The sequence below is a fragment of the Sphingomonas aliaeris genome (assembly GCF_016743815.1).
Lineage (GTDB): Bacteria > Pseudomonadota > Alphaproteobacteria > Sphingomonadales > Sphingomonadaceae > Sphingomonas > Sphingomonas aliaeris.
In genome coordinates, this window is the sequence record NZ_CP061035.1 from 1,024,354 (window position 1) to 1,043,557 (window position 19,204).

General features: G+C 61.4%; 22 protein-coding genes. 13 read left to right on the forward strand and 9 right to left on the reverse strand.

The window, feature by feature from the left end; all coding sequences use genetic code 11:
• Nucleotides 1-56 precede the first annotated feature (56 nt).
• Nucleotides 57-728, forward strand: a complete 672-nt coding sequence (locus H5J25_RS04650; RefSeq protein ID WP_225883488.1) for a LysR substrate-binding domain-containing protein — start codon at nucleotides 57-59, stop codon at nucleotides 726-728.
• A 597-nt stretch (nucleotides 729-1,325) separates the two neighbouring features.
• On the opposite strand, the gene H5J25_RS04655 is transcribed toward H5J25_RS04650, so the two are convergent.
• On the reverse strand, nucleotides 1,326-2,060 hold the full coding sequence (locus H5J25_RS04655; protein WP_202094961.1) for an SDR family oxidoreductase: 735 nt from the start codon (nucleotides 2,058-2,060) through the stop codon (nucleotides 1,326-1,328).
• A 191-nt stretch (nucleotides 2,061-2,251) separates the two neighbouring features.
• On the opposite strand from H5J25_RS04655, the gene H5J25_RS04660 reads away from it, so the two are divergent.
• Entirely contained in the window at nucleotides 2,252-2,503 is a 252-nt protein-coding gene (locus H5J25_RS04660; protein WP_404829578.1) for an ArsR/SmtB family transcription factor, read from the forward strand.
• 432 nt (nucleotides 2,504-2,935) lie between these two features.
• On the opposite strand, the gene H5J25_RS04665 is transcribed toward H5J25_RS04660, so the two are convergent.
• A complete protein-coding gene (locus H5J25_RS04665) occupies nucleotides 2,936-3,610 on the reverse strand; it encodes a LysR substrate-binding domain-containing protein (RefSeq protein ID WP_202094963.1) in 675 nt (224 codons plus the stop codon).
• Nucleotides 3,611-3,649: 39 nt separating this feature from the next.
• The gene (locus H5J25_RS04670; RefSeq protein WP_202094964.1) at nucleotides 3,650-4,000 is read right to left on the reverse strand and encodes a helix-turn-helix domain-containing protein; all 351 of its coding nucleotides are present in this window, start codon (nucleotides 3,998-4,000) and stop codon (nucleotides 3,650-3,652) included.
• Between the two features lie 24 nt (nucleotides 4,001-4,024).
• Here H5J25_RS04670 and H5J25_RS04675 point away from each other — a divergent pair, with 24 nt between their 5' ends.
• The 4 genes from H5J25_RS04675 (at nucleotide 4,025) to H5J25_RS04690 (ending at nucleotide 8,725) form a co-directional block, all read left to right on the forward strand.
• Nucleotides 4,025-5,188 (forward strand): mandelate racemase/muconate lactonizing enzyme family protein, encoded by a 1,164-nt coding sequence (locus H5J25_RS04675; protein WP_202094965.1) that lies wholly within the window; start codon nucleotides 4,025-4,027, stop codon nucleotides 5,186-5,188.
• Nucleotides 5,189-5,366: 178 nt separating this feature from the next.
• Complete coding sequence (locus tag H5J25_RS04680; protein ID WP_225883351.1) at nucleotides 5,367-6,356, forward strand: alpha/beta hydrolase; 990 nt, start codon at nucleotides 5,367-5,369, stop codon at nucleotides 6,354-6,356.
• Between the two features lie 395 nt (nucleotides 6,357-6,751).
• Nucleotides 6,752-8,035, forward strand: coding sequence for an acyltransferase family protein (locus H5J25_RS04685; protein ID WP_202094967.1), 1,284 nt, complete (start codon nucleotides 6,752-6,754; stop codon nucleotides 8,033-8,035).
• Nucleotides 8,036-8,203: 168 nt separating this feature from the next.
• Nucleotides 8,204-8,725 (forward strand): YciE/YciF ferroxidase family protein, encoded by a 522-nt coding sequence (locus tag H5J25_RS04690; RefSeq protein ID WP_202094968.1) that lies wholly within the window; start codon nucleotides 8,204-8,206, stop codon nucleotides 8,723-8,725.
• A 65-nt stretch (nucleotides 8,726-8,790) separates the two neighbouring features.
• Here the strand turns inward: H5J25_RS04690 and H5J25_RS04695 are convergent, their stop codons facing one another.
• Together H5J25_RS04695 and H5J25_RS21570 are read right to left on the reverse strand one after the other, a co-directional pair.
• Nucleotides 8,791-9,525 (reverse strand): Crp/Fnr family transcriptional regulator, encoded by a 735-nt coding sequence (locus H5J25_RS04695; RefSeq protein WP_202094969.1) that lies wholly within the window; start codon nucleotides 9,523-9,525, stop codon nucleotides 8,791-8,793.
• A gap of 79 nt (nucleotides 9,526-9,604) precedes the next feature.
• Nucleotides 9,605-9,847, reverse strand: a complete 243-nt coding sequence (locus tag H5J25_RS21570; RefSeq protein ID WP_404829579.1) for a DUF6894 family protein — start codon at nucleotides 9,845-9,847, stop codon at nucleotides 9,605-9,607.
• Between the two features lie 196 nt (nucleotides 9,848-10,043).
• Here H5J25_RS21570 and H5J25_RS04705 point away from each other — a divergent pair, with 196 nt between their 5' ends.
• Both H5J25_RS04705 and H5J25_RS04710 read left to right on the forward strand, forming a co-directional pair.
• The gene (locus tag H5J25_RS04705; protein WP_202094971.1) at nucleotides 10,044-10,463 is read left to right on the forward strand and encodes a secondary thiamine-phosphate synthase enzyme YjbQ; all 420 of its coding nucleotides are present in this window, start codon (nucleotides 10,044-10,046) and stop codon (nucleotides 10,461-10,463) included.
• A complete protein-coding gene (locus H5J25_RS04710; protein WP_202094972.1) occupies nucleotides 10,463-10,780 on the forward strand; it encodes a hypothetical protein in 318 nt (105 codons plus the stop codon). The genes H5J25_RS04705 and H5J25_RS04710 overlap by 1 nt, the downstream gene beginning before the upstream one ends.
• A gap of 7 nt (nucleotides 10,781-10,787) precedes the next feature.
• On the opposite strand, the gene H5J25_RS04715 is transcribed toward H5J25_RS04710, so the two are convergent.
• The 3 genes from H5J25_RS04715 to H5J25_RS04725 are packed head-to-tail and all read right to left on the reverse strand — an operon-like array spanning nucleotide 10,788 to nucleotide 13,350.
• Nucleotides 10,788-11,570, reverse strand: coding sequence for an SDR family NAD(P)-dependent oxidoreductase (locus tag H5J25_RS04715; protein WP_202094973.1), 783 nt, complete (start codon nucleotides 11,568-11,570; stop codon nucleotides 10,788-10,790).
• A 14-nt stretch (nucleotides 11,571-11,584) separates the two neighbouring features.
• On the reverse strand, nucleotides 11,585-12,769 hold the full coding sequence (locus tag H5J25_RS04720; RefSeq protein WP_202094974.1) for a zinc-dependent alcohol dehydrogenase: 1,185 nt from the start codon (nucleotides 12,767-12,769) through the stop codon (nucleotides 11,585-11,587).
• Nucleotides 12,769-13,350 (reverse strand): SRPBCC family protein, encoded by a 582-nt coding sequence (locus H5J25_RS04725; RefSeq protein ID WP_225883352.1) that lies wholly within the window; start codon nucleotides 13,348-13,350, stop codon nucleotides 12,769-12,771. Before H5J25_RS04725 ends, H5J25_RS04720 begins: the two co-directional genes overlap by 1 nt.
• A 180-nt stretch (nucleotides 13,351-13,530) precedes the next feature.
• Between H5J25_RS04725 and fdhD the strand changes: the two genes are divergently transcribed.
• From fdhD to H5J25_RS04750, 5 genes are all read left to right on the forward strand, one after another.
• Nucleotides 13,531-14,340, forward strand: a complete 810-nt coding sequence (fdhD, locus tag H5J25_RS04730; protein WP_202094975.1) for a formate dehydrogenase accessory sulfurtransferase FdhD — start codon at nucleotides 13,531-13,533, stop codon at nucleotides 14,338-14,340.
• Complete coding sequence (locus H5J25_RS04735) at nucleotides 14,337-14,882, forward strand: molybdenum cofactor guanylyltransferase (RefSeq protein ID WP_202094976.1); 546 nt, start codon at nucleotides 14,337-14,339, stop codon at nucleotides 14,880-14,882. The genes fdhD and H5J25_RS04735 overlap by 4 nt, the downstream gene beginning before the upstream one ends.
• Nucleotides 14,875-16,059 (forward strand): molybdopterin molybdotransferase MoeA, encoded by a 1,185-nt coding sequence (locus tag H5J25_RS04740; protein WP_202094977.1) that lies wholly within the window; start codon nucleotides 14,875-14,877, stop codon nucleotides 16,057-16,059. The genes H5J25_RS04735 and H5J25_RS04740 overlap by 8 nt, the downstream gene beginning before the upstream one ends.
• A gap of 52 nt (nucleotides 16,060-16,111) precedes the next feature.
• Nucleotides 16,112-16,435, forward strand: a complete 324-nt coding sequence (locus H5J25_RS04745; protein ID WP_202094978.1) for a hypothetical protein — start codon at nucleotides 16,112-16,114, stop codon at nucleotides 16,433-16,435.
• A gap of 93 nt (nucleotides 16,436-16,528) precedes the next feature.
• On the forward strand, nucleotides 16,529-17,500 hold the full coding sequence (locus tag H5J25_RS04750) for an SDR family oxidoreductase (RefSeq protein WP_202094979.1): 972 nt from the start codon (nucleotides 16,529-16,531) through the stop codon (nucleotides 17,498-17,500).
• 905 nt (nucleotides 17,501-18,405) lie between these two features.
• Here H5J25_RS04750 and H5J25_RS04755 read toward each other — a convergent pair.
• On the reverse strand, nucleotides 18,406-18,897 hold the full coding sequence (locus H5J25_RS04755) for a PilZ domain-containing protein (protein WP_202094980.1): 492 nt from the start codon (nucleotides 18,895-18,897) through the stop codon (nucleotides 18,406-18,408).
• Nucleotides 18,898-19,204: the final 307 nt, after the last annotated feature.

A 19,204-nucleotide genomic window follows, 5' to 3' on the forward strand; every position in this document is an offset into this window, starting at 1 on the left:
TGCGGCTGGTAGAGCGTTTGAGGCCGGCGCTGGACGAAGTCGAGGCGGCACTCGATGTGATCAACCTGTTCCGCGACCGTCCCGCGGGAACGCTGCGACTCAATGTGCCAGTCAGCGCGGCACGACTGGTGTTGCCAGCAATCCTGCCCGGCTTCCTTGCAGACTATCCCGACATTCAGATTGAAGTCGTTGCCGACGACGGCTTTGTGGACATGGTAGCGTCAGGATGCGACGCTGGCATTCGCTACGACGAGCGGCTCGAACAGGACATGATCGCCATGCCGATCGGGCCGCGCGTGCAGCGCTTCGCCACGGCCGCTTCGCCCGCCTATCTGGACGCGCGGGGACGTCCCGGTCATCCCCGCGACCTGCTCGCACATGCCTGTCTTCGAGGCCGATTCACCAGTGGCGCGCTGACCAGCCCATGGGAGTTCGAGCGCGATGGTGAAATCGTAAGGGTGGAGCCGCAGGGTCCCCTGATCGCGAGCGTTGCCGGCGCGGCAGATCTGTTGGTCGACATGGCGATCGGAGGTAGCGGCATCGTGTCCCTGTTCGAGGACTGGCTTCGACCGGCGATCGATCGCGGTGTGCTGGAACCGGTGCTGCCGGAGTGGTGGCAGGCGTTCTCGGGCCCATACCTCTATTATTCAGGTCGCCGCTTGCTGCCGCCGCCCCTCCGAGCCTTCATCGAGCATATCCGCGCGAATGCCCCAGCAGTCTCGAATTGAGAGCGCTTATTCTGAATGTTGTACACGCATGAGAATGGGGGAAAGATGCCGATGACGGTTGTGGTTGGTTCATCAGTTTACAAACGCAAAGTTTGCGCGCGCCCGACCGCCACTTCGCCCTAAGGAACTACCCCGAGGCGGATGAAGGCAGCCGCCTGATTATTCTTAGAAGAATTAGAGTAGCCATAGATTACGTATAAATGACCATAGCAACACCCGACACAGACAAGACCACGCTCAGAACCATGAGGCACCTTACTGCGCGGGCATGACTCGAGCCGCTTGCGAGGTGTACCGCCCACAGCAGGAGACCCGTGCTGACGAGTACACAGATGCTGCCAAAGGTATCGCCCTGTGCCTCGGTCATTGTCTCTCCAGCCAATTCTGGCTTCCAAGCTACGGCCCAGAACGCACTCTTTTGATGACGCCTGCATGAAATGACCCAGTCCGATTCCAGGAGCCCGCCAGTCTCCGCCACCCCAAGACGTGCGACCGCTTCAACCGCATCGAAATGCCCGGACGAGGCGAATACGCCGTGGGCGGCGAGGTGACGATCGCATCGGCCCCTCCATTCCCGGAGGGGCCGCCCGCTGTCGCTCAGGCCGCAGCACCTCCATCGATGTTGAGCGTGGCGCCGGTGATGTAGCTGGCATCCGGCCCGGCAAGGAAGGAGACGGCACCAGCAATCTCTTCTACATTCCCGTAGCGGCCGAGCGGGATGGCGCCGAGCATCTGCTGCGCGAACTCGCCGTCGGCCGGATTCAGGTCGGTATCGATTGGGCCCGGCTGTACCGTGTTGACGAGGATATTGCGCGGAGCGAGGTCCTTTGCCCAGCCGCGTGCCAGCGCCGCGACCGCCGCCTTCGTCGCGCTGTAGACCGAGGTCGCCGGGAAGGCGAGTTCGCCTGAGATACTGCCTATCAGGATGATCCGCCCACCATCGCTGAGGTGTGGAAGCGCCGCACGTGTGCCAACATGCAACCCTTTCACGTTGACCGCGAACTGGCGGTCGAAGGTCTCGTCGGTGTCCTCGGCAACGACGGAGAACTCGGCCACTCCGGCATTGTGAACCAGGATGTCGATCGTGCCGAGCGCTGCCGCCGCCTGCTCGACTCCTGCGCGCTGGGAAGCTGGGTCAGAAGCATCGGCTTGGAATGCAAAGGCAGTGCCGCCCGCGCTTTCGATCGCCGCTACGGTAGCGTCCGCGGCGGCCTTGTTTCCGGCGTAGGTGATCGCAACGGATGCTCCATCAGCGGCCAGTCTTTTGGCGATCGCTGCGCCAATACCACGCGACCCGCCAGTGACGAGCGCCTTCTTGCCCTGAAGTGACATATCGTATCTCCAAAATGTGCCCTGCGGTCACGCCTTCATGCGCTGTTGGCAGACAGGAAGATGGGGCGCCTCGGCAATGGTTCAACAATCCCGAACTATTAAAATGATGCTCGTCTCCCTATATCTTGGTTATGCCACGTTTCACCCATCCCAGGCTCGAGGATGTGCCGCTCGATCTAGCGTTGCACGCCTTGGCCGATCCGAACCGCCTCGGCATGGTCGCGCGACTGGCCGCGACCGAGCGGCTAAGCTGCACGGACGCGGCTCCTTGCGAGACGATCCCTAAGAGTACGCTGTCGAACCATCTCAAGCTCTTGCGATCAGCGGGGCTGATAGAGACCACACAGGCGGGGCGTGAGATGATAAACACGCTGCGACGCTCCGATTTCGATCAGCGGTTCCCCGGTCTGCTCGAGGCGGTTCTCGCGAATCGGCCTGACTGACAGAGTGCACAGCGGTTAGTCGGCGACGAGCGTACAGCCGGCATTACGGTGGATATAGGGCAGCCGCCCCAACAGCATGGTCAACCGCTCGGCGTCGCCTGCCATCGGAATCATGCCGTATCTGACGGGTCTTCCACGCGGACCTTCTCAGGAAAGCGCAGCCGCTCCAGCTCCGGTGTAGCTCCGGTGTAAACGGCTGATATTCTGGTTTTATTCCCGGTTCGTTCGAGTGGCGAGTTGGCGGAAAATGCCATTATTCTCAACGCTTAGCGAATAGGCTCTGTGTTGACATCGCAGGGGTCGCAAGTTCAATCCTTGCCACGCCCACCATGGAAAGCCCTGGTAGCCGACCGGCTACCAGGGCTTTTTTGTTTCCTACGCCTGTAGAACGCCGGCAATTCCGAAACGCGTGCCGATGTCGTGGCGAAACTCCTACTGCCCCCGATCGACCGACACCGCCGGCCTTGTTCGTTCCGCGACCGCGGACCACAACGTCTCCGATACCTTCGACAAGGCACCGGCCGGCCGCACGAGCGTGATCGAGACAGATGTGCAATAGGCTTGCGGAGCGGCGTAGACGATCCGGCCGGCCGCCAACGCGGATGCCGCGAGCGATTGCGGCACCCATGCGACGCCCCGCCCGTCGATCGCCATCGACAGCAAAGCCGCCGCGAGCCGCGATTGCAACACGACCGTCAGTCGCGGTTCCAACTCGCGCGATGCCCAGTCCGCCGCCAGGATCCGGCCCAGCCCCGATTCGAGGCTATAGGCGAGATACGGCACATCGTCCTGCTCCAGCGTCCATCGCGGCTCCCCGGCGTCGTTTGGCCGACAGATGGGCACGAGCAGGTCCTGTCCGACCTCCACGCGGATGAAATCCTTCGTGTCCAGCGTCGTCGTCATAAGCGGATGATGATGCGACAGCAGGAACGATGCCTCGCCGTGCCGCATCATCTGTTCGCACGCCGTCAAGCTGTCCGATTTGAGGTTAATCGCCTCATGCGGCGCATGATCGACGATCCATTGCGGAAAGAAGCTGAAGGACAACGCATGCGTCGCGGCGATGGCAAGGACCGCGTCGCCTTGCGATGCCACCTCCAGTGCCACGCTTCGGGCGCGATACAGGTCGCGAACTGAACCTTGAACTTATCCACGGAAGTGCTGGCGGGCGGCACTCAGGTCGGTGCCGGATTTCGTCCGGATGAACAGGGGCGTGCCCACCCACTGTTCTAGCGATCGAATGCGGCGGCCGAATGCCGGCTGCGTGACGTTGCGCTGTTCGGCTGCGCGCGAGAAGTTGCGCTCGTCCGCAAGCATCAGGAAGTCTTCGAGCCACTCCAGTTGCATCGCCTTGGAACCCCGCTCGTTGTGCGACCGACCCCGATAGTCGCCTACATCTTTATGCCGATCCGGCACCGATGGACTCGTTATCGGCATTTGATGGCGCGCGGCAAGCACCCCTATCGAGGACCGATCACGGATCGGAAAAGCACGCATTACCGCGATCCAGAAGGAGCCATCATGCGCATCATCGACGTCTGCGAGATCACGCAGCCCATCTCGTCCCCCATCCGCAATGCCTATATCGACTTCAGCAAGATGACCGCCAGCCTCGTCGCGGTCGTCACCGACGTGGTGCGCGACGGACGGCGCGTCGTCGGCTACGGCTTCAACTCGAACGGCCGCTACGGCCAGGGCGGCCTGATCCGGGAGAGGTTCCGCGACAGGATCCTCGAAGCGGCGTCGGAAAGCCTGCTGGACGACGAACGCGAAAATTTGGATCCGCACAAGATCTGGGTGGCGATGATGACCAATGAGAAGCCGGGCGGGCACGGAGAACGCTCGGTCGCGGTCGGCACGCTAGACATGGCGATCTGGGACGCCGTTGCGAAGATCGAGGGCAAGCCGCTGTTCCGCTTGCTCGCCGAGCGGCACGACCGCATCGCGAACCCGCGCGTGTTCGTCTATGCCGCCGGCGGCTATTACTATCCCGGCAAGGACAACAGCGCGCTGTGTGCGGAAATGCGCGGCTACTTGGATCGCGGCTACAACGTCGTGAAGATGAAGATCGGCGGCGCGTCGATCAAGGAGGATCGCGGCCGGATCGAGGCGGTGCTGAACGAGATCGGGTCGCAGGCGCAACTGGCGGTCGATGCAAACGGCCGCTTCGACCTCGAAACCGGCATCGCCTACGCCAAGATGCTCCGCGAATATCCCTTGTTCTGGTACGAGGAGATCGGCGATCCACTCGACTATTCGTTGCAGGCGGCGATTTCCGAATATTATCCGGGTCCGATGGCGACCGGCGAAAACCTGTTCTCGCATCAGGACGCGCGCAACCTCTTGCGCCATGGAGGCATGCGGCCCGATCGCGACTGGCTGCAATTCGACTGTGCCCTGTCCTACGGGCTGGTCGAATATCTTCGCACGCTGGAGGTGCTCAAGCAGTTCGGCTGGTCGCCGTCGCGCTGCATTCCGCATGGCGGGCACCAGATGTCGCTCAACATCGCCGCCGGTCTGGGGCTGGGCGGCAATGAGAGCTATCCCGACCTGTTCCAGCCCTATGGCGGGTTCTCGGACGGGGTGAAGGTGATCGACGGCCACATCACCATGCTCGAACTTCCCGGCATCGGTTTCGAGGGCAAGTCCGATCTTATCAAGGTGATGCGGGAACTCGCGGAGTGAGAATCCGAAGGCCAAAAAAGCGCGCTTTTCCGTCGCATCTGCTAAAGACTGGCATGTATCGCCGGCCGAAAACAACGTCGCCGGGCAGGATAACTTCTCAAGATAAGGGCTTATCCGGGTGATTTTGAAGGGAATGAAGATGAAAGCGACTCGGTTGCTGACGGCTGGAGTTCTACTGATGAGTGTGTCGACCACCGGCGTCGCATCGGCGCAATCCACCGTGCCCGGCTATACCGAGGGCGCGCAGATTATGCGCGTCGAGGTCACGGGTGGGCAAATCGACACGATCGGCGGCGTGATCTATTCACAGATCAAGTCCCAGCGCGCCATTCGACAGCTTCGGATGACGCTGCTCGTGCCCCGAAACGACGACCTGAAGCCCGCCATCGTCTATTTCCCCGGCGGCGGCTTCACCTCGGCGGATTACGAGAAATACTCCGAAATGCGCACGGCGCTGGCCAAGGCCGGTTACATCGTCGCCGCGGCGGAATATCGCGTCGTACCGGACAAGTTTCCTGCGCTGGTTCAGGATGGGAAAGCTGCCGTCCGCTATCTCCGCGAACATGCCGAGGAATATGGCATCGACCCCGCGCGGATCGGGGTGATCGGGGATTCCGCCGGCGGATACGTCGCGCAGATGGTCGGTACGACCAATGGCGAGCGGGAATTCGACCAGGGTGTGTTCCTCGACAAATCGTCGGATGTGCAGGCCGCGGTTTCGCTATACGGCATCTCCGACCTCCGCAGCATCGGCGAAGGTTTCCCGGAGGACGTACAAAAGGTCCACCAGTCGCTCGCCGTAACCGAAGCCCTGCTCCTGAATGGCCCGGCGTTCGGCCGCTTCGTCGGTGCATCGGTGACCAGCACGCCCGAAAAGGCGCTCGCCGCGAGTTCGATCGGGCACGTGAAGGGAAAAAAGCCACCCTTCCTCATCATGCACGGCACCGCGGACACTTTGGTGTCGCCTATGCAAAGCGCGCATCTCTACGAGGCGCTGAAAGCGGGCAACAATTTCGTCGAATACGTGCTGGTCGAAGGCGCCGGGCATGGCGACCTCCCCTGGTATCAGGCGCCGGTCATCGATCGCGTGGTCGGCTGGTTCAGGCAGCATCTGGGCGCGCCGATCAAGGGCAAGGCAAAGCCCGCCCGAACAAACGCAAATTTGTAGGTGCTTACGACCTGGTGATCGCGAAACAATATCGGCTACATCCGCATCCCGCGGACTTACCTCTTCCATCGATCTTGTTCTATCGATGCGCGAACGATGTGGGTCGGGATCAAAGCGCGGAATATCGACGCCTGGCCAAGTTCGTAAGACGCAGACGGTCAGCCGACGTATCCGCGACCGCGATATCATCCATCACCGGATTGTGTTTCGATCGGTTCGTCCTTATCGCCAAGCTTGGGGGCGATGATTCGACGCGGAAACGAACTGGTTCTGCGATCAACCCGTTGCCGGGCCAGCGGGACGATTTTCGGTCAAGTTTGATTTAGGCGAGATTAACTTCCCGGTCGGTATTGGTTCTTGGTCCTTTTATAGTTGGGCGGGGTGCATAAGCGATCATGAGCGAAGTCTTGAAGCCGATGAGCTTATCCAATTTTCGCGGTAAATCGTTCAAGGACATTTTGGACCTGAACCGTGGCATGGGCCTTGGATTCGACGTCATTCGTCTGGGCCTCGCAGTTCTTATTCTGCTGAGTCATACCTCCGGCATCATCGGAACGAACGGTACGATCACCGCGATTATGAACTGGATATTCCAGATCGATGGCGACAGTGCCGCCAAGATCGCTTCTGCTGCCACAATCAATGCGACCGCTGTCGCTACGCCAGGACATGAACCTTATGGATTGACCGGACTGGGGCGTCCAATCACGCTATCCTACTTGCCGATGTTTTTCGCCCTGAGCGGATTTCTTGTGACTGGGAGTGCCCTCCGCACGCGCAAGTTGCTGCCTTTTTTAGGACTGCGTGTTCTTCGCCTGCTGCCAGCCCTTTTCGTAGAGGTTGCGCTTTCCGCTGTAATTCTCGGGGCGGTATTTACGACATTGGATCTTTCGGCTTACTATTCGTCGGCAGGTTTCTGGAATTATTTCTGGAACATCGTAGGGCATGTCCAGTTTCATTTGCCCGGCGTTTTCGAGCAGAATAGATCGACGATAGTAAACGCAAACTTGTGGACACTGCCATGGGAATTTTATTGCTATCTGGCTATGTCGCTCGTTATCGTGGCCGGGCTACTTGGAAATAGAATAATATTAACAGTGATGTTTCTTTGCGTCACCGTGGTGTCTCTTGTCCTCAGCTTTTCAATTGAATTCCAGGTTGTTCCTGCGCATTTAAGCGGGTTCATGCTTATATATTACTTTTTGGCCGGCATGATGTTTTTCCTGTGGCGAGAAAAGATTATTTTCCACGAGGCGATATTCGTTGCGTGCGCCATAGTCTGCTACATCCTGATGATGTCGCCAAGAACCGTTTTCATCTATCCTTTGCTTCTAACATATATGACGGTTTTTATCGGCCTTTTCCCGATGAGGCAGTTCAAGCTCTTAAAAACCGGGGATTATTCGTATGGCATATATCTGTACGGATATCCGGTCACCCAAGCACTCGTGACAGCGATACCCGCGCTCAAAACGAGCCTGGTCTTTGCCGCCCCTGCGGCCCTGGCTGCGACTGCGCTCTTTGCGGCACTCTCTTGGCACGGCGTCGAAAAGCACTGCTTGAAACTGAAGCGCTACCTTTCTCCAAAATCGGCCAAGATAAACGAAACGCTCCATCCGGATGCCGGGTTGGGCAATGAGGGTTCGAAGCCCGATGCTCGACCGGAAGGCTCGGCTTAGCGCTTAGGGTCGATCGCAAACGCTTTGACCGTGCGCTAAACCTGATCGAAGTTACGACGATATTCGCCGGCGGTACGCAACCGCCGGGGTTGCAGTCCGTTGGTGAGACACGCCGGGCGCGAATCCATGCGTTCGGCGACCATTTCACATGACATAACGGAGGCAGCTATGGGCTTGTTCACGAAGGATATCGCGACATTCGACGACCTGTTCCTGCATCAACTGCAGGATGTCTATTACGCCGAGAATCAGATCACCAAGGCGCTGCCCAAGATGATCGAAAAGGCGACGGACGGCGGGCTGAAGGCCGGCTTCCAGACGCATCTCAGCGAGACCGAGGGACAGATCAAGCGGCTGGAACAGGTGTTCGACCTGCTCGGGGAAAAGGCGAAGGCCGTTACCTGCCCGGCGATCGACGGCATTATCAAGGAAGCGAATGAGGTTGCCGGCGAGATTTCGGACAAGGCCGTGCTCGACGCCGCGCTGATCGCGGCCGCGCAGGCGGTCGAGCATTACGAGATCACGCGCTACGGCACGTTGGTCACCTGGGCCGAACAGCTCGGGCGTAGCGACATTGCGGGCATCCTCCAGCAGACGCTGGACGAGGAATATGCCACCGACGACAAGCTGACCGCGATGGCGAAGTCGAAGCTGAACGCAAAGGCCGAAGCGGTTACCGAACCGGCCTGATCGAAAGGCGCGGGCTTCACAAAAGCCCGCGCCCTACGATATTCGAATGAGTCGCCGTGCAGTCGTCATCCGCCTTTGCGCAGGTGCAGGTATGTGGGGTCGAAATCCGCGACCGAACACAATTTCTTCCAATCCAGTACCCGAACCCGTTTGTTTCGGACGTCGACCACGCCGGTCTCGCGCAGCGCACGCAGCATGCGGTTGACATGGACTGCGGTCAGATTGGTCGCGTCGCCGAGTTGAACCTGCGTTAGCGGGAATTCGAAATCGGTCCCTTCGCGCGTCTCGCCAATGTCGAACCGGATGCTCAATTCGGCGAACAGATGCGCGATACGTTCCATCGCGGGTTGTCGCGCATTCGTCAGTGACCATTGCGACAGGATTGCCGCATCGACCGTGCAATCACGCCAGAACGCCTGAGCCAATGCCGGATAGCGTTCGGATGCCTCCATCAGGGCGTCGTGCGGGACGCGATAAATGACGGTCTCGCCAAGGCTTTGGAGCGCCGACGCCGCTTTCGGAAGCACGGCGGAGTGAAGATCGGCCATGTCGCCGGCGATGTGGATCGCAGTCGTCAATCGTTCTCCGCTCCGCGCCTGGCCGAAACGCCCGGCCATGCCGGACAGGATGAGGCAGGACCGGGTCACCTCCTCGCCCAAGCGAACGAAGTCGCGGTTCGCGCGGATGGTCTCGATCTCGCCGGGTAGGCCCAGCACCGCTTCGCGTTCTTCCGAACCCAGCGCCGATCGCAACGTGAGACGATCGAGCCAAAGGGATAAGCCGGTACGTGCTTCGTTCATGATATCCGTCTGATAGTGTCGATCTGACGTTCAGCGTTTCGACATGCCCGATGTTCCGTGATGCGCTATCCTTCCCGCATCAATCCTCCGAAACGCGCACCGCTTCCCGAAATGGCACGACGAAGGACGGACCGCCCCGGGCGTCCTGGACTTCTATATGACAGCCAAGGCAAAGGGTACCGTCATGCATCGTTCCGCACATGATATCGCGGGCGGATCGGATCGCTTCCTGGCGGGCGTCGTCCACGCTGGCAAATTCAAACCCTTCTTCGTCTCGCGTGACTCGGCCACATTCGTGGAGGTGAAGGAAGAATTGCGGCACGATTGCTATCCCACAGACGTCGATATCGGATCGGAAACTGATTAGAAGGCCAATGAATTCATAATGTTCGGTGCCAGCTTTCGTTGCCGACAAGGGTGCTGATCGACATCAGCAGCCCTGCCTGGACCTCGCACCGATGCGGGATCGCGCGACCGACGCGTGCGTTGGCGTGGAAGGTGAATGCAGGGAGCGACCGATGAGGCAGGCCAGCGGCTCGATCACGATAGAGACAAGCGGCAAGGGGCTGGTGGAGTGGACCGACCGCGCCGCATCGTGGGTCGCCGAACAGGGCATGGCCGAGGGGCTGCTGACGATCTTTTGCCGGCACACCTCCGCCTCCTTGCTGATCCAGGAAAATGCCGCACCCGAGGTGCGTGACGATCTGGCGGCTTATTTCGAGCGGATCGCACCCGAAGACCGCAATGCGTACGACCATGACGACGAAGGACCGGACGATATGCCGGCGCATATCCGCACGGCGCTGACCGACACGCACCTGTCGATCCCCTTGTTCGGCGGCCAGTTGATGCTGGGAACGTGGCAGGGGATCTACCTGTTCGAACACCGCCGTCGTCCCCATCGGCGAACTGTGGCGTTGCACCTGATCGGCGAGTGATGTCGGTCGACCATCCTGTCACGCCGGACGGGCGCTATTTCGTGGTGCGGGGGCGGCTCTGGCGCCTGTCCGACCCGTCGCTTTCGGAGACGCAGCGGGATGCGCTCGTCAAACGCCTGATGACCGCGCGGCGATCAGTGAAGCAGGCGAAACACGCCGACGATCCATCGGCCGAAGCAGCGGCGCACGCCGAGGTGGATGTCGTAAAGCGCCTGCTGGGCGAACGCGGGCCGGTCTGGTGGGACGACGGCGCGCCGGACCTTAATCGGCACATGGCGCGCAATACGCCATATGCCGATTGGTTCGCCGCTCTTTGAGGGCCGCTTAGCTCTCCGCCGTGCCCGGTTCCGCCATCTTGCGATGCTGCTCCGCCAGGACGGCATCGGGCGTGACATTGGTCATGACGCCCTGCAGCTTCGTCTTCCAACCGGAGAAGATCGACGCCTTACCGGCCATCACGGCATCCCAGCCATCCTTCGCGACATCGACGGGATCGCTCTTGTTCGGATCGGTGCCGACGGACGTGTCCATCATGTCCCCGCGTTCGAAGAATTCGGTATCGACCGGACCCGGCATCAACGTCGTCAGCGTGACGCCCTTCGAGTCCTTGATTTCGTTGCGCAGCGCCGCGGTGAAGCTGTCCACGAACGCCTTGGTTCCGTTATAGACCGCTTGGAACGCACCGGGGATGTATCCCGCGATCGAACCCGTCACCAGCACCTTGCCGGCATCACGCGCCACCATCTGCGGCAGGACCTTCTGCAGCAGATAGATCGTTCCGGTGATGTTGGTATCCACGACATGCTTCCAGTCGGCGGGATCCTGATCGAGGAACGCGCGGCCCAGACCATGTCCGGCATTGGCGCAGAGCAGATCGACCTGCCGCCCGCCGGCGGTGGCGATCAGGCGATCGACGCCGTCCAACGTGGAAAGATCGACCTCCAGCGTCTGAACGGCGATACCGTCGCCCTGCAGATCGGCGGCACCGTCGGCGAACGGCGTGTCCGCGACCAGCAACAGGTCGTAATTGTCCTTTGCCGCAAGCTTGGCCAGTTCGGCGCCGATACCGCTCGAAGCGCCCGTGATGATCGCGAATTGGTCAGCCATGTCCGGTCTTCTCCTCAGGCGCGTTCGAAGTCGGTCTTCAAAACGACCTTCGTCACCTCGTTCTGATCGTCGTGGAACATCTTGTACCCCTTCGGGGCATCCTCCAGTGCCATGCGGTGCGAGATCAGGAACTCGGTATCGATCTCGTCTTCCATGATCGCGTTGAGCAGCGCAGGCATATAATGCTGCACGTGCGTCTGCCCGGTCTTCAGCGTCAGACCCTTCTGCATGAAGGCGCCGAGCGGGAATTTGTCGACGAAGCCGCCATATACCGCCGGCATCGACACACGCCCGCCCTTGCGGCAGGCGATGATCGCCTGCCGTATCGAATGCGGACGATCCGTCCCGAGGAACGTCGATGCCTTGATCTGGTCGACCACGTTGTCGACGAACAGGCCATGTGCCTCCAGTCCGACCGCATCGATGACCGCATCCGGCCCGATCCCGCCGGTCATTTCCATCAGCGCCTCATAGGTCGCCGTTTCCTCGAAGTTTATCGTCTCGGCCCCGAACTTCTTCGCCAGTTCCAGACGGCGCGGGAAATGGTCGATCGCGATGACGCGTTCGGCACCCATCAGGAACGCCGATTGCACCGCGAACAGGCCGACCGGGCCACAACCCCACACCGCCACCGTGTCGCCCGGTTCGATGTCGGCATTCTCCGCCGCCATCCACCCCGTCGGCAGGATGTCCGAAAGGAACAGGACCTTGTCGTCGGACACGCCCTCCGGAATGACGATCGGGCCGATATCGCTGAACGGCACGCGGACATATTCCGCCTGGCCCCCGGCATAGCCGCCGGTCATGTGGCTGTAGCCGAACAGGCCGGCCATCGGATGGCCGTACAATTCCTGCGCGATATCCTGGTTGTCCGCAGGCAGGCCGTTCTCGCACGCCGAATATTGGTGCTTGCCGCAATGGTAGCAGCTGCCGCACGAAATCGTGAACGGCACGACGACGCGCTGGCCCTTCTTCAGCGTGGATTTGGGGCCGGTCTCGACCACTTCGCCCATGAATTCGTGGCCCAATATGTCGCCCGCCTGCATCGTCGGGATATAGCCGTCGTACAGATGGAGATCGGACCCGCAGATCGCGGTGGACGTCACCTTGATGATGCAGTCGCGCGGGTTCAGGATTTCGGGATCGTCGACCGTATCGACGCGGACGTCGTGTTTACCGTGCCATGTGAGCGCGCGCATCAGGCCTGCTCCTCTTCCAGTTGTTTGCGGGTGAAGGACGACGTGGCGATCTCGCCTGTTTCCATCAGTTGCTTGAACCGGCGCAGGTCGCGACGCGCCTGGATCGCCGGTTCGCGCTGGAACAGCTTGGCGATGACCTTCCCGACCACGCCCGCGGGCGGATCGTACAGGATCGTCGCGGTCACGACGGTCCCGCGCGTTCCGGCATCGCGGAAGTCGATCCGGCCGCTGTTTGGGACGTCGGCGCCCTCTTCCGAAGCCCAGGCGATATATTCGTTCTCGCGCTCTTCGGTGACGACCGCGTCCCACTCTACCACGCGCCCGCCCGGCGCCTTCACCACCCAGTGCGAACGCTTGTCGTCGATCGCCGATATCTCGACGATATTGTCCATGAATGTCGCGAGGTTTCCGAAGTCGCGCCAATACGCATAAAGCTCGGCCACCGGGCGATTGATCGTCACCGATCGGCCGAACAGCTGGTCCCCTTTCGGTTCGATCAGCGATCCCGTCGCTTCATCCACTGCATCCGCGCGTTTCGATGCCGAAAGCGGTGCATCGTCGGTCTGTTCCTGGTGAGACACGTCCTTCCTCCGATTGCGAAGTCGGAGGCCAATCGCTTGATCGTCGTGGATGTTCCGGTCGTTTCCGAAGCGATTACAGATACTTCACTGATCCAGATCAGCAGGTCGACCGGTAATCGGAGCGTCAGGATATCCGGACCGGCGATTGCCGGGCGGGGGGCGTTGGTGCAGGGAGGGGGCATGCCCGATGCCAGTCCAGACGATGCCACGCGGACCTTTTCATTCGACAGCATCCTGCCCGATAGCACCCGATCCGCGCGCAATCGACCTGTGGCAATAGAGCGTCCGATCGCGATCGAATTCAACGGCATCGGCTATGCCGTGATGATGGCGACGCCCACCGATCTGGATGATTTCGCGGTCGGCTTCGCATTGAGCGAACGGCTGATCACGGATGCGGACTCGGTGATCGATATCGACCGGCATGCGACCGACCGCGGCGACGTCCTTCGCGTGACCCTGTCCCCGGATTGTGCGGAGCGTGTGTTCGACCGCGCCCGCCACCGCGTGTCGGGATCGTCGTGCGGGCTGTGCGGGATAGAAAATCTGGATCAGGCCCTGCGCGCCCTGCCGATGGTGGAGGCGGGGCCGGCACCGCAAACGGCTTCGCTGTTCCGAGCGCTCGCCGACCTGCGCGATCATCAGCCGCTCAATCGGCTGACGGGTGCGGTCCATGCCGCGGCCCGTTGCCGGGCGGATGGCAGCATCGCCCAGGTGCGGGAGGATGTCGGGCGGCATAATGCGTTCGACAAGCTGATCGGGGCCATGCGTCGCGAGCGTGCGAACTGGGACGGGGGCTTCGCGCTCCTGTCGTCGCGCTGCTCCTACGAACTCGTGGAAAAGGCGTCGCTGGCCGGGTGCCCGACGCTGGTGACCGTATCCGCGCCGACGGACCTCGCGATCGACCGGGCACAAGCCTGCGGTCTGCGATTGATCGTGCTCGCCCGGTCCGATGCGATGCTCGACGCCGGAACGGCGGCAGGGGCGTGACTTTGCTTGGCGTCGTTCTGGCCGGCGGGCGGTCCGTCCGGTTCGGCAGCGACAAGGCGATGGCGGAGCTGCACGGTCGAAGCCTGTTGTCGCATGCGATCGATATCCTCGGCGCGGTCTGCGACGACGTCGTCATCGCCGGGCATGATCGCGGTATTCCGGGGCGGACGACAGTGCCCGACGTGCCGCGACGTGACCTGGGACCGTTGGGCGGGCTCTGCGGTGCATTGCTCCATGCCGAGCGGCTCGGATACGATGCCCTATTGTCGATCGGGTGCGATACGCCGCGGCTTGATCGCGCTGTGATCGAACGCCTGCTTGGCGAGGCCGGGCCGGCATATCTCGTCGAAGCGCCGATCATCGGGCATTGGCCGATCGCTCTGGCACGCCCGTTGCTGGCGCATCTCGAGACGAGTGAGGACCGATCGATCCGGCGCTGGGCGGACACGATGGGGGCGCGTGTCATTCATGCGGGTGTGTCGATCCCGAACCTCAACCGACCCGAGGATCTGGATGCGCTGCGGATCCGCGAGCGTGACTGACGATACGCGACGGAAACGCCCGGCTTTCGACGAGGCGTTGCGGATCGTGGCCGCGGTGACGCCCCGCGCGCCGTCCGAACGGATCGACCTCGACCAGGCGCTGGGCAGGGTAGCTGGCGCGGACGTAGTGGCGGTGGCCGACTATCCGCTGGCCGATATGGCAGCGATGGACGGGGTGGCCTTGGCGGCGGCCGACAGTCTCATGGCGTCGCCGGAAACCCCCGTCGATCTGCCGTTGCGGGGGGAGGCGCGGGCGGGGGCGGCCGTTCCGATCGTATCCACCGGTGCGGCGTGTCGCATCAGCACCGGCGCCGTGATCCCGACCGGCTACGACGCGGTGATCGCCCGCGAATATCTGACGATCGAAGGCGATACTTTGCTCCTGACCCAGACGGTCGCTGCCGGACGAAACATCCGGAAACGCGGCGAAGATGCGCAGCGCGGCGATATCGTGTTGCCCGCGGGGCGCGTCATCACGCCCATGATCGTCGGGGCGCTTGCCTGTTACGGCGTGACCATAATCGATGCGGCACGATTGCCGGCCATCCGCATCATCTCCACAGGCGACGAACTGTCCGGGCCGAATGCGATCCACGATGCGAACGGCGTGATGATCGCTGCGATGGTCCGGGCGCTGGGGATGAACGCGCCCGACCGGTTCAGCGTAGGTGACGATCCCGCCTCGATCCGCACTATCCTGTCGCATGCTGCCGCCACACCGGCTGCGATCCTGATCTCGACCGGTGGCGTATCGGTGGGCGATCACGATCATATCCCACGCATCGTCGCGGAACTCGGCGGCAAGGTCCATTTCCACGGCGTCACGATGCGCCCCGGCAAGCCGGTGATGTTCGCGACCTTGCCGAATGGCGCGCTGTATTTTGGCTTGCCGGGCAACCCGGTGGCGGCGGCGCTGGGATTCCGCTTCCTCGTGATGGCAGCGATCCGCGCCATGTTCGGCTTGCCGCCGGAAATGGGCATTCCGGTTGCGATCGATCTGCCGCCACGGCCGGATACGACCGTCGTCCTGAAGGCCCGGCATACGGCCGCGGGCGAAATCGAGATTCTCGCCGACCAGCGATCGCACACGATGCGCGCCCTTCTGACTGCCGACCGGTGGATCACGGTCGATGGCGAAGGATGCCGATCCTACCCGTTGTTGCCCGTCCTCGGTTGAACCCGAACGCGGGCAGGGCGTTGCAGCCGAGAGTAACAAAGGATGCGACGCCGTGGCTGAACAGGTCTTCAAACCGACGCTGAAAATGGCAGCGAATGCAAAGCGCGGGCTGAAACTGCGCGAGAAGTTCAATCGCGGCGGCACCGATGTCGGCGTGAAGCGCGCGCATCAGCTCGCCGATCGCGGCGATGTGACGGTCGAGGATCTGAAGGCGATGCACAGTTATTTCGCGCGTCATGCGGTCGACAAGGACGGGAAGGCGCACCGGTGGGATTCCGATGACGATCCCTCCGCCGGTTTCATTGCATGGCTGTTATGGGGTGGTGACGAGGGGAAGGCCTGGGCCGACCGCAATGCGAAGAAGCTCGGTGACTGACGTGAGACGGGCAACTTCACGGCTGCCTGTAATTTACTGAAACCGTTGCGAGTTCAATGAGTTGTCCATCCGACACTGATTGGAGAATTCGCAATGGCCGATGCAAATCGTCGTGACGTCCTGAAAGCAACCGCCGTCGCCGGAACGATCGCCGCGGCCCCGGCCATGGCGCAGACGGCCACGCCCGTACTGGACGATCCGCAAAACAAGTTCACCACCGCGCCCTTCCCCGAGCAGCGGCAGAAATGGCCTGCGCTTCAGCGCGATATGAAGCCGGTCCCGGATTCCGGCGAACGCAGCTATCGTGGATCGGGCCGGCTGCGCGGTCGTAAGGCGCTCGTCACCGGCGGCGATTCCGGGATCGGTCGCGCCGCCGTCATCGCGTTCGCGCGCGAGGGCGCGGACGTCGCGATCAACTATTACCCCACCGAGGAGCCTGACGCGCAGGACGTCGCGAAGCTGCTGCGCGCCGAAGGGCATAAGATCGTGCTGCTGCCGGGCGATCTGACCGACGAGAAGTTCTGCACGAAGCTGATCGCGGATGCCAACCGCCAGCTGGGCGGTCTCGATATCCTGGTCAACAATGCCGCCTATCAGCAATCCAAGGCATCGATCGCGGATATCACGCACGAGCAGTTCGACCGTACGATGAAGACCAATGTCTATGCGATGTTCTGGCTGACCAAGGCGGCAGTGCCGCTGATGAAGCCCGGCTCCAGCATCATCAACACGGCAAGCGTGAACTCGGTCAATCCCGGCGAGGAATTGCTCGATTATGCCACGACGAAGGGTGCTATCGCGATCTTCACCAAGGGCCTGGCAAAGCAGCTGGGAAAGAAGGGCATACGGGTCAACGGCGTCGCTCCGGGTCCGGTCTGGACGCCGTTGCAGGTGGCTGGCGGGCAATTGCCCGGCAAGATGGGCGAATTCGGACAGGACACGCCCCTGGGTCGTGCTGGTCAGCCGGGCGAACTCGCATCCTTGTACGTCACGCTCGCGGATCCGGGCAGCAGCTTCACCAGCGGAAGCATCTTCGGCGCGAACGGCGGCACGGGGGCTATCTGACGACCGGCCCATGCTGGCCGGGCATTTTATCGGTCGACGCGGATAGCGTCGGTTTTACGGCACGGCACGTCGGACGCCACGGGCGTCCGACGCCCTGCACCTGTCGGATAGGATTACACTCTTGTGACGCTAAAAAATAATATGACTACATTTCAATATGATAGGCAATTGGCACGCAACATGCGTTAAGCATGTGCAACATGATTGATCGATAACGATCGAGGTGAGGATGCTGGCAAGAGAAACGCGACCCCCGGGCCGCGAAGTATCCCGGCATATCCTTTTTTCGATACCGGTCAGTGCGTTGCACGGTCTCTTTCAGGGGCCCGTCGGTCGTATGTCCTTGCCGCATCCGTTCGGTCGGCCTTATAGGAACGAGGGCCCTTTCAGCCCCCTACGCCTATACTTGACGGTGGGATGACCGTATTCGGTGCGGACGACGGCTAAACTCGCGAGCGTTACGGCAATACTCTACGACCCTCGACGATACTTATTTTGAAACCGCTCCCGTTTCAATTGCAGAAATCGATAGTCTTGCGGAGATCGCATCGGCACGCCGGCCAGATGTGGATGCAGCGGCTTTTGAATGCGAAATTCAGCGCTCGAACGCGCCGGCTATCATCGCGAGGGCGGGGGTGTCGTCAGGACTTGCGATCCTGCACGCAGTTCACGGTACAGCGGATCGCGTTAACTTGCGACTTAACGAGCGCGGGCCGCCAACCGAACCTGCCCAGCGGGCGTCCTTTCTGAGGCGATCTGCTGACACGAAGCGGCGTATATAAACGCGTACTGCGCAGCCTCTCGGCGCCAAGCTCGCGTCGCTACCTCGTTCGACCGCTACTCTATCCGTTCAGACGGCGGCACCACGCCAACCGGGCCCAGCCCACCTATCGGCCACCGTTGAGTCAGCGGAGGTGAACGACGCCGTAGATAACGATCGCCCAAAGCGTGACCAGGATGCCGACCAGAACATAGAGTTTCGCCAGATACGACAAGCGCCTGCCGCCGGGCTTCGCGACCTTTTCCATCCGTGGTTCGGTGACGAAATTGGCCGCGACGACATCCCCGGACCGAAGCGCGGAACTCACTTCCATGTCGCTGAGCGGGGCCAGGAACTCGCAACCGTAGGCAAGACCGGCGCGCCGCACGATCTTCACGCGGCGGCGGAGCGCACCACCGATGCTAAGGCCGACGACCGACCCCACGGGCAGGTCGGCCATCGTCGACATGCCGAAGCCGGTCAGCGACAGATCCTCGATCAGCGCGTCGACCGGTTCCTCGCGATCGGTGCGGATCGTGACCTGGCGATCGGCCTGCAATCGCGGGGCGGCACGGCTGTCCAGATAGACCTGCGCGGTCAGTCGCGAGCTAGAGTGTTCACGATCCAAGATCGTCATGCTGCGTATCCATGCATGGTGCGATTGCGTTCAAAAGTGCGAAATACTTTATCCGGAGATGCACGATGATCACTGGTTGTCTTCGCACATGCAGCAATTGCGCGACGAAAACGTCTGATGACTAAGGAGCGAACCCTTCAAAAATTCCTATACGGAGGCGATATCAAGATTTCAAGTACCGAAAACGACGTGCTTCATCCGGCTTTCACAGTCCTGATAGAGGTTCGCAAAGTCTTGATCGAGATAGCCGTCCAGAAAAAACCGATTTGCAATGAATTGGTGGTTCTGCCCGCGATCACTCCGACGG